This window comes from Photobacterium lipolyticum (assembly GCF_003026475.1).
GTDB classification, from domain to species: domain Bacteria; phylum Pseudomonadota; class Gammaproteobacteria; order Enterobacterales; family Vibrionaceae; genus Photobacterium; species Photobacterium lipolyticum.
Map to the genome: position 1 here is coordinate 1 of NZ_PYMC01000019.1, position 18,088 is coordinate 18,088.

Here is an 18,088-nt window from a genome sequence, read left to right on the forward strand (position 1 = left end):
TGGTTCTATGGTTCTATGGTTCTATGGTTCTATGGTTCTATGGTTCTATGGTTCTATGGTTCTATGGTTCTATGGTTCTATGGTTCTATGGTTCTATGGTTCTATGGTTCTATGGTTCTATGGTTCTGCAAGCAGACTCTCTGATCCTCAAAAGAAGTCAAGGTTTGGCTCTTTCTCGAAACTCGAACCTAGTTACTCAACACTGCTTCTCCATAGAGCCTCAGGGCCATAGGTCCGCTCTTCCCGCTTTTAAAACCCTTCAAACGACAGCTGTTGCGCTTTGATACCATAATCTAAGCCGACGCCAATACCTATCAATCTGATCTCTCGACCTTTTTGCCGAGTGAGCGCTTCTTTTAATAAACCAACAAACTGAGATTTATCTAATGATGGCAGACTATGCTCAACCGTTGTTTGCTGAAAGTCGGCGAACTTCACTTTGATACTTTGCTTGGCAATATTCATCATCGGACGTACTCGCTTTAGGCGATTTTCAAGTTCCGGGTATAACGCTTCCACGATTTGCCAGCATTGCTCGTAGTCGCTGATATTACGAGAAAAAGTACGCTCGACACCAACCGATTTACGTTGCCGCTCAACCACCACTTCGCGGTCATCAATCCCATGCGACCGCGACCATAGCGACTGACCGAATTTGCCAAACTGCTGCAGCAATAAATGACGATCATAAGCCTGTACATCCTGGCCGACATACAAGCCTTTTTCATGCAGCTTCTGAATCGTTACTTTGCCAACGCCAGGTATTTTTTCTAACTTCAGGTTAGCAACAAATGCCCCCACATCATCAGGCGTCACCACATATTGTCCGTTCGGCTTGTTGAGATCCGAAGCTATTTTGGCGATAAATTTAACCGGGGCGATACCAGCAGAAGCCGTTAGATGAAGCTCTTCTTCTATTGCTCGCCTAATGTCTTGTGCAATCAGAGTCGCCGAGCCATGAAATAATTCACACTCAGTGACATCAAGGTAGGCTTCGTCTAGCGACAGTGGTTCAATCTTATCGGTATAGCGCTGAAAAATGGCGCGGATCTGCTGTGATACTTCTTTATAAACCCCCATACGCCCGGGCACCAAGGTTAAATGCGGACACAATTTCATCGCCTGAGCCGTCGGCATAGCAGAGCGTACCCCATACTTACGGGCAAGATAATTACAAGTACTAATAACCCCTCGCTGCTCGGAGCGACCGCCTATTGCGATGGGGATATTTTGCAACTCCGGGTTGTCACGCATTTCGACCGCGGCGAAAAAACAGTCCATATCAACGTGTACTATTTTCCGTTGCACTGGGTAGGTATCTGGCACAATTCCTCTCAACAAACAGACCCTAACAACTGTCTTTATATACAGTAATCATTATATACCCAAACGACCTTAAGATGCGAGATCCGGAGGGAATGCTAATACCCAATCGATTAATTAACTGATCAATTCTAGCGAGAGTTAAAATGCTTTTAGACACGGAGAGAAGTTAAAGATATAAAAAAGCCTGAGTAAACTCAGGCTATTTGACCAATCGGGGCGATTATTTCGACACTATTAGCTGACGAAATGGCAATACATTAAACGGTCATCGACTAAACGATCTGGTTTTTCTTCCACTCGGCTTGCTTTGCAGCCCGTGCTTCACGCTTTTTACGTGCATCACAAGGTTCGGGACAATTACATTCCTTCGCAATACCGATGCCGTCCAATCCACCACAACTTCCGCTTACTGTTTTACGCTGAAAGATATAACCGACTGCCATCGCGATGATAACCAGCAGAAAGACCGCAAAGGTTGTTAGATATACTGTCATGATAACTCTCTATTTCTTTTGTAGATAAGGAGAAAATGCTTCTGATGCATATTCCTTATAGCCTTGTTCCGTTTTTACCACTAACAGAACAGGTAATTTTTCTGTTTTCGCTAACGCCAGTGCTTTTTCTTCTCCCATCACAGAGAAAGCTGTCGCCAACGCATCGGCCGTCATGCTGGATGGGTGCAGTACAGTCACCGACACGACATGATTGGCAATCGGCTTACACGTTTTTGGATCAATCAGGTGCGAATAGCGAACACCGTCTTCTTCGAAGTAGTTACGATAATCACCCGATGTTGCCACAGCCATGTCACCTGGTTCAATGATTTCCTGCACAGCACGGCTACCATCATCAGTTGGTTTCTCTACCGCAATACGCCACGGTACACCTTCGAGGTTCACGCCTTTCAGACGTAATTCACCACCAATTTCAACCAGGTAATCAACAACATTAAGCTCATTAAAATAGTCAGCAACAACATCAACACCAAAACCTTTCGCAATAGACGACAAGTCTACATAGAGCTCAGGGATATTCTTCGTCAATGTATTACCATCAACCGACAGGTGATCAATGCCGACAATTTTACGGCGAGCAGCTAACTCTTCATCTGTTGGGATCACTTCGGGACGCGCTTCCGGACCAAAGCTCCACAGATTCACCACCGGACCAACAGTGACATCTAAGGCGCCGCCAGTAAGTTTAGATAAACGAATCGCTTCTTTCACCACTTTCGCGGTATCTGCAGAGACAGCGAATGGTTCATTCGTGGTCTGCTGGTTAAATTGACTGAGCTCGGAATGCTTACGATAGGTCGACATCTGATCGTTAACTCGCTCTAAACGACGATCAATCTCGGCCTGAATATCTGTGGCACTCGGTAAACCTTCCTGCTTAATCAACTTCACTGAATAGTAGGTGCCCATTGTAGAGCCGCTTAAATGGATCAACTCACGTTGATCACCGCAGCCTGCCAGTGTTATCGCCATAACAAGCAGCATGGCTGCTCGGGTAAGGAACGTCTTCATTCAACCACTCCAGAGGGACTCTCTTTTACTGGTTAGCAAACAGCTGTCTGTCAATAACCACAATAGAAAGAATATTATTATGATGCCAGTACGAAAAATGGCTGACCCTATCGGATCAGCCATTTTAATTATGTGTGAAAAGCTAATTAGCCACCGAAGTCATCCAACAGGATGTTTTCGTCTTCAACACCAAGATCTTTCAGCATACCGATAACAGCGGCATTCATCATTGGTGGACCACACATGTAGTATTCACAATCTTCAGGTGCTTCGTGATCTTTTAAGTAGTTCTCATAAATCACGTTATGGATGAAGCCTGTATAACCATCCCAGTTATCTTCTGGAGATGGATCAGACAATGCTACATGCCATTCGAAGTTCTCGTTCTCAGCCGCTAGTTTATCGAAATCTTCTACGTAGAACATTTCACGCTTAGAACGGGCACCATACCAGTAAGTCATCTTACGGGTAGACTGCAGACGGTGAAGCTGATCGAAGATATGCGATCGCATTGGTGCCATACCTGCACCACCACCGATAAAGACCATTTCGTTGTCCGTCTCTTTAGCAAAGAACTCACCAAACGGACCAGAAATAGTACACTTATCACCCGGCTTAAGAGACCAGATATACGATGACATCACGCCAGGCGGTACGTCAGGGTTATTTGGCGGCGGTGTCGCAATACGAACATTCAGTTTGATCAGGCCTTTCTCTTCTGGGTATGAAGCCATAGAGTAAGCCCTGATTGAATGCTCTTTCACGATTGACTCGTAACGGAACAAGTTAAACTTATCCCAGTCTTCGCGGTACTCTTCCGGCACATCGAAATCAGCGTATTTAATATGATGAGGTTCAGCTTCAATCTGAATGTAACCACCTGCACGGAAAGGAACTTCCTCGCCTTCAGGGATTTTTAGCACCAACTCTTTAATGAAGGTTGCTTCGTTATCATTCGAAAGAACTTCACATTCCCACTTCTTCACGCCGAAGATTTCTTCCGGAAGTTCGATCTGCATGTCGGATTTAACGCTAACCTGACAAGCCAGACGTTCGCCTTCACGCGCTTCGCCTTTAGTAACGTGGTCAAGTTCGGTCGGCAGAATATCACCACCGCCAGACTTCACTTTTACACGGCACTGACCACAAGAACCACCGCCACCACAAGCCGATGATACGAAGATACCATTAGCAGAAAGGGCATTTAGCAGTTTGCCACCGGCAGCGGTTGTAATCGCTTTTTCCGGATCGTTGTTTACTGAGATAGTAATGTCGCCTGATGGTACCAGCTTAGATTTAGCGAATAGGATCACTAAAACCAAAGCCAGGATAATCAAGGTGAACATAACTACGCCAAGAATAATATCCATTGACTATTCCTTATTATCCTGATTACAGCTGTACACCGGAGAAGGACATGAAGCCCAACGCCATTAGACCAACAGTGATGAACGTAATACCCAGACCACGCAGACCCGGTGGTACATCAGAGTACTTCATCTTCTCGCGGATACCCGCAAGTGCCACGATTGCCAGCATCCAACCCACACCAGAACCGAAGCCATAGACAACAGATTCAGCAAAGTTGTAATCACGCTGTACCATGAAAGATACACCACCGAAGATGGCACAGTTTACTGTGATCAACGGAAGGAAAATACCTAACGCGTTGTATAGCGGCGGGAAGAATCGGTCCAAAACCATTTCCAGGATCTGTACCAGTGCCGCGATAACACCGATGAAAGTGATAAAGTTCAGGAAGCTCAGGTCAACGCCTTGAACGATAGCACCATCTTTCAGGAGCAGATTGTAAACAAGGTTGTTTACCGGAACCGCAATCGTCAGTACGACGATTACCGCAACACCCAGACCGAAAGAGGTTTTTACTTTCTTAGATACGGCAAGGAATGTACACATCCCCAAGAAAAACGAAAGTGCCATGTTCTCGATAAAAATCGAACGAACTAAAAGGCTTAGATAATGTTCCATGTTCCCCTTACTCCTTCGCTTCTACTTGTTCTGGACGGATAATCCGGATAGCCCAGATCATGAAACCAATCAGGAAGAAAGCAGATGGTGCTAATAGCATCAGACCATTCGGCTGATACCAGCCACCGTCAGAAACCAGAGGCAGAACCTCAACACCGAATAGCTTGCCTGAACCCAATAGTTCACGGAAGAAGCCAACAGTAATCAGTACGAAACCGTAACCAAGACCGTTACCAATACCATCGATAAATGACGGTAGTGGCGCCGACTTCATGGCATATGCTTCTGCACGCCCCATTACGATACAGTTAGTAATGATCAGGCCAACGAATACAGAAAGCTGCTTAGAAATATCATAAACATACGCTTTCAGTACCTGGTCTACCACAATTACCAATGATGCAATGATTGCCATCTGCACGATGATACGCACACTGTTAGGAATATGATGACGGATCAGTGATACAAAAAGGTTAGAAAATGCAGTAACAAACATTACTGCCAGCGTCATTACAAACGCCGTTTCTAATTTTGTTGTTACTGCCAATGCAGAACATACACCAAGAACCTGAAGCGCAATCGGGTTGTTATCGATAAACGGCGCAAACAGGATCTTTTTCATTTCTTTAGTATCAGCCATTATTCAGGCCTCCCTCACGAACCTTAGCCAGGAAAGGACCAAAGCCCATGTCACCTAACCAGAAGTCGAAGGTGTGTTGTACACCATTACCCGTTAAGGTTGCACCAGATAGACCATCTACACCGTATAGATCGCCAGCAGGAGCGCCACCTTTAACAATACGAATTGCTGGTTTGTTATTGTCGTCAAACAACTTCTTACCAACAAACTGAGCACGCCAGTTAGGGTTCTCGACTTCACCACCAAGCCCAGGCGTTTCACCCTGATCGTAGTAAGTGATGCCTGAAACCGTGTTACCGTCAGTTTCAACCGCAACGAATGCGTACATCATTGACCACAGACCATTACCATGAATCGGTAAGATTAGCTTCTCAACATTGTCATTCGCGTCTTTCACCAGGTAAACAGTCGCAACATTTGCGCGGCGAATGATTTTACCAAGATCTTTATCAGCCTCTAGCTTAATAGACTGGCTTGGATCTTTCGCTGCAGCACGCTGCTTGTATTGAGCGGCTGTTTGACCTGCTTCGGTCTGTGCAACGAATTCACCAGTGTTTAGATCAACCAGTTTAGGCTCGATGAACTGCTCGTAAGCTTCCGTTACGTTAGTGCCGTCTTGTAACAGACCGGAAACTGAAAGGATATTGCGCTGAACGTCAAGAACCGCATTGGCCTGCTGTAATGGACGCAGAACAACCGCAGCAGTTGATACCACGATAGAGCACACTAAGCTCAATGCGATAACAACAGTCAGCGTTTTCTTAATGCTATCGTTATTACTTGACATGACGTGCTAGTCTCCGCTTGATGTTGCCCTGAACCACTAGGTTGTCAAATAGAGGTGCGAATAGGTTAGCGAATAGAATCGCCAGCATCATACCTTCAGGGTACGCAGGGTTAACCACACGAACCATTACTGCCATTGCACCGATGAGTGCGCCGTACCACCATTTACCTTTGTTAGTAAATGCAGCAGACACCGGATCGGTCGCCATGAACATCATACCGAACGCAAAACCACCCAGAACCAGGTGCCAGTGCCAAGGCATGCTGAACATTGCATTGGTATCAGACCCCATAATGTTAAACAGGGTTGCCGTCACGATCATGCCAAGCATGGTACCCGCGATGATGCGCCATGAAGCAATGCCCATGTACACGATCATTGCACCACCAAGGATGATGAACAGCGTAGAAACTTCACCGATAGAACCAGGAATACGACCAATAAAGGCATCCATCCAGCTGATTGCTTCGCCAGTCACTACGTTGATTAAGTTCGCATCACCACCTTGTGCCCATTGGCTTAGCGCCGTCGCACCAGTAAAGCCGTCTGCTGCTGTCCATACTGCATCACCAGAGATTTGAGCTGGGTATGCGAAGAACAGGAATGCACGGCCTGCTAGTGCAGGGTTAAGGAAGTTACGACCGGTACCGCCGAAGATTTCTTTCGCGACAACAACACCAAAGGTAATACCCAGTGCTGCTTGCCAAAGTGGTAGTGTTGCCGGAACGATAAGCGCGAAAAGAATAGAAGTAACAAAGAAACCTTCGTTAACCTCATGCTTACGCACCATACAGAAAAGGACTTCCCAGAAACCACCAACTGCAAATACAACCGCATAGATAGGCAGGAAGTAAGTCGCACCCAGTAGCATTTTGCTACCCCAGCCGGCATCGGCTGATAAAGTGCCACCTAACATATCTGTTAGCCAGTAATGCCAGTCGCCACCGATAATAGCTGCCAACTGATCACCCACATACATGTGGTTAAGAGCAGAAACCGCCTGGTGACCCGTGTTATACATACCCCAGAACATTGCTGGGAATACTGCAAACCACACCATGATCATAAGGCGCTTTAAATCAACGCTATCACGAACGTGTGAGCCTGTGCGAGTCACTGTTCCGGGTGTATACATAAGAGTTGCAAACGCTTCATACAGCGCAAACCATCTCTCGTGCTTACCACCTGGCTCAAAGTGATGTTCAACCTGCTCGAGTAAATTCTTGAGACCCATGAATTACCCTTCCTTCTCAATTTTGTCCAGGCACTCACGTAGCAGTGGACCAAACTCATACTTACCTGGGCATACAAACGTACATAAAGCCAGATCTTCTTCATCAAGCTCTAACGCACCCAGCAACTGCGCACTATCACTATCACCCGCACACAGATCACGAAGAAGCAGTGTTGGCTCAATATCCAGTGGCATCACTTTTTCATAGCTACCAATTGGCACCATCGCACGCTCACTTCCGTTCATCGTTGTTGTCATGTTGAACAACTGACCTGAGAAGAGGTGACTAAGGAAAGAACGCGTCACTGAGAACTTGTTTTTACCCGGTACAATCCAGCCTAAGAATTCTTTTTCATAGCCTTCACGAAGCGCTGACACTTGCAAGTGGTAACGACCAAGATAAGCGTGCGGGCCGACCGCATGAACACCATTGAGAACAGAACCTGACAACACCCGAATCTCACCAGGCATCATTTCAGAATCGGTTAACTGCTCGATTGAAGCTCCGATCTGAGTGCGAACCAAACGGGGTTTATTCACAACAGGACCGGCAAGTGCTACAACGCGGTCTGTATATAGCTCACCTGTTAGGAAAAGCTGACCGAATGCAATCACATCTTGATAGTTGATGTGCCATGCAACGTTTGCAGCGTTTGCACCGAATAACATGTGAATGTGAGTACCAACGATACCTGCAGGGTGTGGACCGTTAAATACATGTTCTTCAACATTTGCTTCAGAACTACGAGGTAGACTCGCACCAGATTTACAAACCAAAACCTTTCCGCTAGTCAGACGCGATAGTAGCGTCAAACCGGCAACAAAAGCGTCGCTTTGCTCATTAATGATCATTTCTGGATTCGCTGCCAGCGGGTTGCTATCGATAGCTGTTACAAAGATTGCCTTTGTTTCAGAATCGACTGGGGCAACCTTGCTAAATGGACGCGTACGAAGCGCTGTCCACATACCAGATTCAACCAACTGCTCAACAATCGCAGAGCGATCTAGTTGTGCTAATTGATCCGCCTCATAGCGGTTGAACGTGACTTGCTCATTGCCTTCTACATCAATCACAACTGATTGCAGAACACGCTTAGCACCACGGTTGATTTCCGTTACCTTGCCACTGGCTGGAGCAGTAAACTTAACGCCAGGATTCTTCTTATCTTCAAAAAGAACCTGACCTTTTTTTACTACATCCCCAACACGGGTATGCATTGTAGGACGCATACCAACATATTCTTCGCCAAGCAAGGCGACTCGTGTGATGGAATTACCATCATTTATCGCCTGGGTAGGAGTCCCTGAAATTGGGATATCCAGCCCTTTTTTTATTGTAATCATACGCACTTGCACTACATTAACGGGAAAAAGAATTTTCTATTGCGCAATCAAGGCCCGACTTTCCGTTATCCGAAGCCAGCCCACTTTACGCCACCGAAACCGCAACACCCTATTAACTAACTCGCCACAATATTTGATAACGAGTAATTTTAAGGCAAATATTCTAGCATTAATGTACTCGTTGTTACTATGCCAAACCATGCTAATCGGGGCGAAAACCAGCGAACATCTTAAAGACAATAGATCGTTAGCTTAAAATTTTGACTTAACGCACAAATGTGGAAATATCATGAATTATCAAAATATTTTCACTCAAGAAACATTGCTAACAAAAAACAAATACAACCGAAACACCCAAAACAATGGGGCAACAAGCCCCCTATTCTATTTGTTTCAGATTTGTCTCGATGTTAATCGATATTTACATCGGCATTATCCGAAACTCGCCCATACCACCTAACATCGATTAAAAAACGACGGTAAGAGTCATACACTTTTTGTACTGACGGGTCGGCCTTACTCATCTCTTGCATCAAATCTGATGTCTGCTGCTTGAGCTGAGCTAATACGTCCTCAGGAAAAGCTCTGAGCACCACATTATGCTCGTTGACTAAGATATCCAGAGCCTGGACATTTTTCATCGTGTATTCATCAAGCATATCTTGATTTATAGCGCGGGCAGCAACTTCGACAATCTTTTTTAAATCATCAGGTAACGCATGAAATGCATTCTTATTGATCAAAAATTCCAGCGTCGTACTCGGCTCTTGCCACCCCGGATAATAGTAGTATCTGGCTGCATTATGTAAACCAAACGCCAGATCATTATAAGGCCCCACCCACTCTGTCGCGTCAATAGCACCGGTTTCTAATGCCGTAAATAACTCACCGCCAGGCAAGCTTACAGGGATCCCGCCCGCACGCTTCAGCACCTCTGCACCAATGCCTGGCAATCGCATTTTTAACCCTTTCAGGTCGGCAAGAGTTTTAATATCTTTATTAAACCATCCCCCCATCTGCGCGCCAGTATTCCCCCCGGCCATTGGTATAACACCATAAGGTGAATACAATTCCTGCCACAATTCAAGCCCGCCACCGTAATGCAGCCAGGCATTCATTTCCTGTGCTGTCATGCCAAAAGGAATGGAGGTAAAAAACGGGGCGGCCGGGATTTTTTTTTGCCAATAAAAGGCAGCCGAATGCCCCATCTGCGCAGTTCCTTTAGAAACGGCATTAAACACATCAAAGCTTGGTACCAGTTCGCCAGCACCATACACTTCAATTATTAACCGCCCCTGACTCAACAGTTTAATTTTTTCCGCGAAACGTTCAGGCGCAACCCCAAGTCCTGGAAACCCTTTCGGCCATGAAGTAACCAGCTTCCATTCAATCACAGCCGCTTGCTCAGCATTATTCTCTTCATCCTGCCCGCCACAGGCAACCATCAGCAGGGATACCAAAAGTAAAACAACCGCTCGAACACCTGTGTCTATCATTTACCACTCCTTTTACTCTCTGGCATCCTGTCATATCGTTCGGGATAATCATCGAGTCGATTTCAACACGCCAAGCTTTTCACAAGTATAGCCAGCCATTCTGATTCCTACTTGCTCCCCTATTCCCTGAGGAAAGCCGAGTCATAATACGACAACCAAAACATCAATGTTGCTTTGTAATTCAAATATTACGCCGAAAAAAACCGCAACAAGTGCGGTTTTTATAACGAAAGGTAACTGAGGGGGGGCTTAATCGCTTTTTGAACCACCTTGGCAGGGCGGTGATACGGGCGCTCCACCAAATAAATTTTGCCATTCACTTTGTGTGTAGGTATGTACCGCCAGAGCGTGAATGTCATTAGCAAGCTCTTGGGCCAACGCAGCATTCACCGCACGGTGGCGGCCAAGTAAGCGCAGGCCTTCAAACTGCTTACTAACCACAATGACTTTGAAATGGCTTTCAGAGCCTTCAGGCACGTTATGCATATAGCTTTCATTGATCACCTCTAAATGGGTTGGTGATAATGCTTCCTGTAATTTTTCTTTGATGCGTTCCTGAATCATAACTCTTACTCACGGGGCGGCTAAATACGTTCATCGGAATACTTAAGCTGATTATTGAAATCACCTCTGATTCAAATAACAGCAGATAAAAGCCGTAAATTCCGATATTGGGTTTGCAGTACACGGTGGTTCTGCGAAAATGGATCACTAATTTGCAAACATACCTGAAAGTTATCTGTAATGAAACCAGCGCTAACTCTGCACGAGCGTACCTTAAACCTGACACGTTTTCCGGTACGTAAAATTGAAACACTGCAAGCATGGGATGCTGCAGATGAGTATCTTATTAACCATACTCACGACATGGAACTCGATCCTCAGCGCCCTATCCTGATCTTCAACGACAGTTTTGGTGCACTAAGTTGCTGGTTTTCTACTCAAGGTAACGTGACTAGCATTACTGACTCATTTGTTGCAAAGCAGGGTTGTATTACAAACTTAAAAGCTAACCAGCTTCCACAGATCAATATTATCGATTGTCTGGCTGAATTGCCTGAAGACCCACAATTGGTTTTGATTAAACTACCAAAAAACCATCGCCTGCTTTCCTGGCAGTTACAGCAACTGTGTAACCACCTTCCAGAAGATTGCGTCGTGATTGGTGCTGCTAAAGTCAAAGAAATTCACACATCAACGCTGAAGTTATGTGAAAAATATTTGGGCGAAACCAGAACCTCTTTAGCGGTGAAGAAAGCACGTTTGGTATTCATCAAACCGAATCCGGCACTTGCGCAGCCAATGCCGGCACCGAAGAAATGGGATGTACCCGAGCACGGTATAACATTAACCAACCACGCTAATGTTTTTTCTGGCGAAAGCTTAGATATTGGCGCGCGCTTACTGCTTAAGCATATTCCTCAGAAATCAAAATACACTGATATTATCGATTTAGGCTGTGGTAATGGCGTGATCGGAATTAAAGCCGCACAACTTAACCCACAAGCCAACATCACCTGCGTCGACGAAAGCTTCATGGCTGTGGCATCATGTGAAGCTAATGCCAGATTGAACCTGAAAGTACCAGAACAAATTAAAACAGTTGTGACTAACTGTTTAGACAGCATTCAATATAGCAGTGCCGATCTGATCCTATGTAACCCGCCGTTCCACCAGCAAACCACCATTACCGATCATATTGCCTGGCAAATGTTCTGTGACGCAAAGCAAGTTCTGAGACCTAAAGGTCAGTTAATCGTGATTGGCAATCGTCAGCTGGGATACGATGAAAAACTCAAGCGATTATTTGGTAATGTCGATATCATAGCGCAAAATGACAAATTTATTGTTTATCAGTCAGGCAAGTAACGCCTCAGTTAAGGATAGAAATAACCATGAAGAAGTTTCTTTTAGCTGCATCAGTTTTGGCTCTCACCGCTTGTTCGGCACCATCTGATCCGCAGCTGTCTCTGGCCCCAACGCCGGTTATTGCGAGTCAGGCGACAGTCAATGGCCAGTCTATGAGTCTGGAAAGCCGTGACCTGCGTACTGCACAGTTTATCGCGGTAGTAGATAGCGGACGAAAAAATGTACAGCCATTACATGCAAACCAGAACCTACGTGTCACATTAGAAGATGCATTGTCTCGCCAGCTTCGTTCGCAGGGCTACCTCATCACAGAAGAGGCCGAAGGCAAAGTACGCCTGGATATTCTGGAAGCGATGGTCAATGTGAAGCACAGTGTAATGAGCCATGATCTAAGCAGTAAACTACAGCTTCAACTTGTGGTTGAGACACCAAATGGCAAGTTTGTAAAACGTTACTCCGGTAAATCCAACAAAACCGGCACAATGAGTGCGTCTGTTGAAGACATGGAGCTGGGCATAAATAACCTGATGACGGCGGTACTAAAAGATATTTATGCCGATACTGAATTAAACCGTTACTTGCAGGAGAACCTGTAATGCGCCGCTATTTTATCGCTATGTGCTTACTGTTTGCCCTGCCAGTCAGCGCTGCAACTCAGGTATTGGTGACGACCAACCTGGGTGAATTCACCATTCAACTGGATGAAGAAAATGCACCGATTTCCAGTGCCAACTTTCTTCGTTACGTCAACGATGGTAGCTATGTCGACACCATTTTCCACCGTGTGATCCCCGGGTTTATGGCCCAGGGAGGCGGATTTGATCAGGAACTGAAGCGCCGCCCGTCTTATGAGTCGATTAAAAATGAATCTGGCAACGGGCTGGAAAATATGCGCGCAACGGTCGCAATGGCCCGCACACAAGATCCTGATTCCGCAACACGTCAGTTCTACATCAACTATGAAAATAACAGCTTCCTGAATGCGCAAGGCAGTCGTCCGGGTTATGCCGTGTTCGGAAAAGTTGTGAACGGCTTTCCAATTATTGAAAAAATGTCCTCTATTCCGACAACAACTATACGGTCTATGGGTATGAAAGATGTCCCTCAGCAGCCTATAGTTATTAAGGCTATAAACATTATTAACAAGTAAGATAACGTCACCTGGCCGTTTTCTTACGACCAGGTGACTATTATGCTAACTTTAATCTCATCACAGCCAGATATTCCCCCTGAAGTAGTCAGCCAACATATTGCCGACCATGCACCAGCGCTCGCTTTAAGTGCATTAGGTGCAATGAGTGGCGATGTGAGTTGTTCATCTCTTAAACATACCTGTACCGAACACTTCCATGAATGGTGGAAGCTGTCTGTTACGGCAGGTACACCAAACGGTAAATATGAATCGGTATACTGGTATCTATTACAATTATTAGAAACTCTGGAAGACTATCAGCTGCTCGGCAACAGCTTTGTTCAGTTCAAAGTCACCAGCTGCGCGCAGTTTCTTCTTGGGGTTGGCCCTGCCCCGAAAAAAATGCAAGGCATCAGACCTTAAGGTATCTGTATCTAGGAGCGAGTGGCGAGCCCCTAGGATCCAGACTCATTAATTATGATAAGTTCAACAGATCGTTTTTACCGATAAAAGCCAAACAGTCGTCATCCTCGAAATCGCTTAATCTTGATCTTTTCATTATCGATTGAATTTACAGTAGCGATTATTGGGGATCCACAGTCCACTGAACCTTCCGTGCATGATGGATCCCTGATAACCGCCTGGTGAGTTTTGAGAATGCCTGCAGTTCAGTTTTTGGCGGTTTCTGGGATGACGGACTTCGACTGTTTTAATCTATTATCTTCATTGTGTATAGATACTAGTATCCCTTCACATATCATCCAGGAATAGAGCAACGAGATATCCGGGATCCAGTTCTAACCGCCTGCTCCTTAGCTTCCGTATAAGTTCGTTCCTCACTTTACGGAATGACGATGTTTGATGACTGAACTCGCCAAAACTGCCGTGATGTAGTACAAGTTCTAAATACCTGACAAGAAAACTACCTGACTCTGTTACCTACCTTTATAATCGATGGACACCGCGGCGACGCTATCAAGATTTAGAGGTAATAATGGAGCAATCGATAGAGGGTAATAACAAACAGGGGTGGCGGGTGTACTTAGAAAAAAAAGTACTGATCATGCTTGCCCTTGGGTTTTCTTCCGGATTACCTATCTTATTAGTCTTTGGTACCCTGTCATTCTGGCTTAGGGAAGCCGAAGTCAGTCGAACCGATATCGGATTTTTTAGTTGGGTTGCATTAGCTTATGGCTTTAAGTGGATATGGTCACCCCTGATTGATCGTTTTCCCATTCCTATCTTTTCGCATCTATTCGGACGCCGCCGTGGCTGGATGCTTTTCTCGCAAATTCTGATCATCCTCTCTTTATGTGGCATGGCAATCAGTAACCCGCAGGTTGATCTTGTTCAACTGGCTATTTTTGCCGTTATTGTCGCCTTTGCATCTGCGTCCCAGGACATTGTCATTGATGCTTATCGTATTGAACTCGCGACCGAACGCTTACAGGCTGCACTCGCTGCCGCTTACATGACAGGCTATCGCTTAGCGATGATCATGGCAGGCGCTGGCGCACTTGCCTTTGCCGCCTGGTTTGGCTCTGACACCGGTTATGATGTGACTGGCTGGAAAGCCGCTTACTTTATCATGGCGGGTTTTATGCTGGTTGGGATTGTGACTGCGCTCTGTATTAATGAACCCAATATAGATAGCAGTGCAATTGATAATACTGAGCGTGAATACCGCCAGCAACTGCGCAATAAAGGCATGGGTGCACGACAGGCAAGGCTGGCAGCTTGGTTCTATACCGCCGCTCTGATGCCTTTTAAGGATTTTTTCTCTCGTTACGGTCGCAATGCGTTACTCATTTTGGCGCTCATTGGTTGCTACCGCATTTCCGATGTCGTGATGGGCGTCATGGCCAATGCCTTTTATGTCGATATGGGCTTCAGTAAAACGGAAGTCGCCTCGGTCTCGAAGATATACGGTGTCATTATGACATTAGTTGGCGCCGGCTTGGGAGGGGTTCTGGTCAGTAAGTGGGGAACCCTGCGTATTCTGGCATTAGGTGCCATTCTGGCCGCCTGTACTAATTTACTCTTTATGCTGTTTACCTATATCGGCAATAGCCTGCCGATGCTGACTATCGTTATCTCTGCTGACAACTTAAGTGCCGGCATTGCCACCGCGGCATTTATTACCTATATGTCGAGTTTGACCAACGTCGCGTTCTCGGCAACTCAGTACGCCCTGTTCAGCTCGATCATGCTGCTGTTCCCGAAATTTATTGCCGGGTTCTCTGGCGTCTATGTTGATACCTTTGGGTATAATACGTTCTTCTTTACCACCGCGCTGATAGGTCTGCCTGTTCTGCTGCTCATTTACTTAGTCGCAATAAAGTCGGAAAATCGGGGTGACGTCAGCGAATCGCTATCTTCATAGCGATTTTTTGCTCGCTGTTATTTTCCTCCGGCTTAAATCTGAGGGGTATTCTGTTGATGCAGAATACCCCTCTTTTTTTACAACCAACTTTCATTGCTAAATCCCGCTCTAATTGAAGTCATGTAACGTTTCATTTCGCACTTAGTTCAGAAAAAGTTCAATAAAATCGCCAAAAAACCCGGCTCAGATCACGTAAACAAACACTCTGTAATCGATTACATACGATCGTGATCACAGCCTGCAAAGGATTGCGTAATCGTTACATTCACAACCGTGACATAAAGCAATAGAATACTCGCATAAATTCAGGCAGCCCAATAATAAGCCTGGTCTTATCTACACAATTAGCGAGTACTTAACCATGCGCAAAACATTAGTAGCACTAAGCGTTCTAGCAGCAACGGCTCTACCAGCAGTGGTAAATGCAGCCGATTATTCTGACGATATCCACAAGAATGATTACAAGTGGTCACAATTCAACCTGATGTATTCTTTTGATGAGCTACCAGGCGAATCAGATCACGACTACCTGGAAATGGAATTCGGCGGCCGCTCAGGCATCTTCGACCTATACGGCTACGTTGACGTTTTCAACCTGACCAGCGACAAAGACAGCGACAAAGCTGGCAAAGAAAAAATCTTCATGAAGTTTGCACCACGTGTCTCTCTTGATGCGCTAACCGGCAAAGACCTGTCTTTCGGTCCGGTTCAGGAGCTTTACCTTGCGACTCTTATGGAGTGGGGCGGCAACTCTGGTGTGAACAACCAGAAAATCGGTCTGGGTTCTGATGTAATGGTTCCATGGCTAGGCAAAATCGGTCTGAACCTAATGGCTTCATACCGCGGAAACGACCATGAGTGGAACGGTTACCACCTTGCTACCAACTGGTTCAAGCCATTCCACTTCTTCGACAACGGCAGCTTCCTGTCTTACCAGGGTTACATCGATTACGAATTTGGCGTAGATAAGTCATTTGTTCCTGAAGAATTTGGCGGCGCTCAGATAAACACAACAAGTGGCGGCGCGATGTTCAACGGCCTGTACTGGCACTCAGATCGCTACGCAGTGGGTTACGGTCTAAAACTATACAACGAAGTATATGCACTTAAAGATGACGGTGCTGCTGGCAAAACATCTGGTGTTAGCCATTACGTAAGCGTTACTTACAAGTTCTAAGCAATTCCCATTGCTGAACGAATGTTAAAAAGGCGCCTCTGGCGCCTTTTTTATTGCTGAAAATCAGACCGAACGGGCCGCTTCTCAGATATAAGACAGTTATTACTTCCAATACACAGCACCTTTGTGTTTCATTTCCTTAGCGGAATTTTCATCGCAGCCCCTCTCTTTACGGAGAATTACGCCTTATCAGTAAGACAGAAAAACAAAGTTAAGAAATAAAACTAACCTTTGCAGTAGGAGCTCAACATTCATTTCCATCGCGCTCCGACCTAACGCTCTTTAGCCTTCATGCTCACAGACAGAGTGTGATATCACGAAGGGCATATCAATACAGCAATGGTAACGGTTAGCGAGATCCCCCATGAACAAAACACTCACAGCTCTCAGTGTCAGCTCGGCTCTGGCCCTTTCGGGCGCAGTATATGCTGTCGATTATTCCGATGACATCCACAAAAATGACTATAAGTGGATGCAATTCAACCTGATGTACGCATTTGAAGAACTTCCACGCAGCCCAGATGCACATACAGGCCATGACTATCTGGAGATGGAATTCGGTGGCCGTTCCGGTATCTTTGATCTCTATGGCTACGTTGATGTCTTCGACCTGACTGAGCACGATGCGAGTGATAAAAACGGCAGACCAAAAATATTCATGAAATTTGCCCCGCGCGTATCATTAGATGCCGTGACCGGCAAAGATCTGTCATTTGGCCCGGTTCAGGAACTTTACTTCGCCACCCTGTTTAATTGGGGAGGCGGAACGGAAGCCGATTTCGAACCCAATAATTCTTACTGGGGTCTTGGTTCTGATATCAACGTGCCGTGGTTCGGTAAAGTCGGGCTAAATTTCTATGGTTATTATAATATTACAGCCAAAGACTGGAACGGCTACCAGATTTCAACAAACTGGTTTAAGCCTTTTTATACCTTAGAAAACGGCAGCTTTGTGGCCTATCAGGGGTATATTGATTATCAGTTTGGCGCAGACGATACCTTCAAAGGAAGTACTCAGGCTCAACACGGCGGTGTGATGTTTAACGGTCTCTATTGGCACTCTGACCGCTATTCCGTCGGCTATGGCTTTAAACTGTATAATGATGTGTATCTGATAGAGGATACCGATACATTCGAATCTACGGGCATTAGCCACTACGTCGCCATAACCTATAAATTCTAAGC

General features: G+C 45.7%; 18 protein-coding genes. 7 read left to right on the top strand and 11 right to left on the bottom strand.

Annotation, left to right across the window (positions count from 1 at the left end; genetic code table 11):
- Positions 1 to 249: 249 nt before the first annotated feature.
- The 11 genes from dinB to bolA form a co-directional block, all read right to left on the bottom strand.
- Positions 250 to 1,326 (bottom strand): DNA polymerase IV, encoded by a 1,077-nt coding sequence (gene dinB, locus C9I89_RS19055; RefSeq protein ID WP_281258268.1) that lies wholly within the window; start codon positions 1,324 to 1,326, stop codon positions 250 to 252.
- 272 nt (positions 1,327 to 1,598) lie between these two features.
- Positions 1,599 to 1,820 (bottom strand): (Na+)-NQR maturation NqrM, encoded by a 222-nt coding sequence (gene nqrM, locus C9I89_RS19060; protein WP_107284906.1) that lies wholly within the window; start codon positions 1,818 to 1,820, stop codon positions 1,599 to 1,601.
- 9 nt (positions 1,821 to 1,829) lie between these two features.
- Positions 1,830 to 2,852, bottom strand: coding sequence for an FAD:protein FMN transferase (locus C9I89_RS19065; RefSeq protein WP_107284907.1), 1,023 nt, complete (start codon positions 2,850 to 2,852; stop codon positions 1,830 to 1,832).
- A gap of 146 nt (positions 2,853 to 2,998) precedes the next feature.
- Positions 2,999 to 4,222 (bottom strand): NADH:ubiquinone reductase (Na(+)-transporting) subunit F, encoded by a 1,224-nt coding sequence (gene nqrF, locus C9I89_RS19070; protein WP_107284908.1) that lies wholly within the window; start codon positions 4,220 to 4,222, stop codon positions 2,999 to 3,001.
- 22 nt (positions 4,223 to 4,244) lie between these two features.
- Positions 4,245 to 4,841: an NADH:ubiquinone reductase (Na(+)-transporting) subunit E gene (nqrE, locus tag C9I89_RS19075; RefSeq protein WP_107284909.1), complete on the bottom strand. Its 597-nt coding sequence runs from the start codon at positions 4,839 to 4,841 to the stop codon at positions 4,245 to 4,247.
- A gap of 7 nt (positions 4,842 to 4,848) precedes the next feature.
- A complete protein-coding gene (locus C9I89_RS19080) occupies positions 4,849 to 5,481 on the bottom strand; it encodes an NADH:ubiquinone reductase (Na(+)-transporting) subunit D (protein WP_107284910.1) in 633 nt (210 codons plus the stop codon).
- Entirely contained in the window at positions 5,474 to 6,268 is a 795-nt protein-coding gene (locus tag C9I89_RS19085; RefSeq protein WP_107284911.1) for a Na(+)-translocating NADH-quinone reductase subunit C, read from the bottom strand. Before C9I89_RS19085 ends, C9I89_RS19080 begins: the two co-directional genes overlap by 8 nt.
- On the bottom strand, positions 6,258 to 7,502 hold the full coding sequence (locus tag C9I89_RS22690; protein ID WP_107284912.1) for an NADH:ubiquinone reductase (Na(+)-transporting) subunit B: 1,245 nt from the start codon (positions 7,500 to 7,502) through the stop codon (positions 6,258 to 6,260). Before C9I89_RS22690 ends, C9I89_RS19085 begins: the two co-directional genes overlap by 11 nt.
- A gap of 3 nt (positions 7,503 to 7,505) precedes the next feature.
- Positions 7,506 to 8,846, bottom strand: a complete 1,341-nt coding sequence (locus tag C9I89_RS22695) for a Na(+)-translocating NADH-quinone reductase subunit A (protein WP_107284976.1) — start codon at positions 8,844 to 8,846, stop codon at positions 7,506 to 7,508.
- A 410-nt stretch (positions 8,847 to 9,256) separates the two neighbouring features.
- A complete protein-coding gene (locus C9I89_RS19100; RefSeq protein WP_107284913.1) occupies positions 9,257 to 10,342 on the bottom strand; it encodes a TRAP transporter substrate-binding protein in 1,086 nt (361 codons plus the stop codon).
- Between the two features lie 249 nt (positions 10,343 to 10,591).
- Positions 10,592 to 10,906, bottom strand: coding sequence for a transcriptional regulator BolA (bolA, locus tag C9I89_RS19105; RefSeq protein WP_107284914.1), 315 nt, complete (start codon positions 10,904 to 10,906; stop codon positions 10,592 to 10,594).
- Between the two features lie 180 nt (positions 10,907 to 11,086).
- Between bolA and C9I89_RS19110 the strand changes: the two genes are divergently transcribed.
- The 7 genes from C9I89_RS19110 (at position 11,087) to C9I89_RS19140 (ending at position 18,086) form a co-directional block, all read left to right on the top strand.
- Positions 11,087 to 12,211: a methyltransferase gene (locus C9I89_RS19110; RefSeq protein ID WP_107284915.1), complete on the top strand. Its 1,125-nt coding sequence runs from the start codon at positions 11,087 to 11,089 to the stop codon at positions 12,209 to 12,211.
- A 26-nt stretch (positions 12,212 to 12,237) separates the two neighbouring features.
- On the top strand, positions 12,238 to 12,807 hold the full coding sequence (locus tag C9I89_RS19115) for a YajG family lipoprotein (RefSeq protein WP_107284916.1): 570 nt from the start codon (positions 12,238 to 12,240) through the stop codon (positions 12,805 to 12,807).
- Positions 12,807 to 13,361 carry a peptidylprolyl isomerase gene (locus C9I89_RS19120; protein ID WP_107284917.1) on the top strand — a complete coding sequence of 185 codons (555 nt, stop codon included), beginning with the start codon at positions 12,807 to 12,809 and terminating at the stop codon, positions 13,359 to 13,361. The genes C9I89_RS19115 and C9I89_RS19120 overlap by 1 nt, the downstream gene beginning before the upstream one ends.
- A gap of 42 nt (positions 13,362 to 13,403) precedes the next feature.
- Positions 13,404 to 13,766, top strand: coding sequence for a hypothetical protein (locus C9I89_RS19125; RefSeq protein WP_107284918.1), 363 nt, complete (start codon positions 13,404 to 13,406; stop codon positions 13,764 to 13,766).
- Positions 13,767 to 14,337: 571 nt separating this feature from the next.
- On the top strand, positions 14,338 to 15,726 hold the full coding sequence (locus C9I89_RS19130; protein WP_107284919.1) for an AmpG family muropeptide MFS transporter: 1,389 nt from the start codon (positions 14,338 to 14,340) through the stop codon (positions 15,724 to 15,726).
- Positions 15,727 to 16,087: 361 nt separating this feature from the next.
- Positions 16,088 to 16,903, top strand: a complete 816-nt coding sequence (locus tag C9I89_RS19135) for a nucleoside-specific channel-forming Tsx family protein (protein WP_107284920.1) — start codon at positions 16,088 to 16,090, stop codon at positions 16,901 to 16,903.
- A gap of 364 nt (positions 16,904 to 17,267) precedes the next feature.
- On the top strand, positions 17,268 to 18,086 hold the full coding sequence (locus C9I89_RS19140; protein WP_107284921.1) for a nucleoside-specific channel-forming Tsx family protein: 819 nt from the start codon (positions 17,268 to 17,270) through the stop codon (positions 18,084 to 18,086).
- Positions 18,087 to 18,088: the final 2 nt, after the last annotated feature.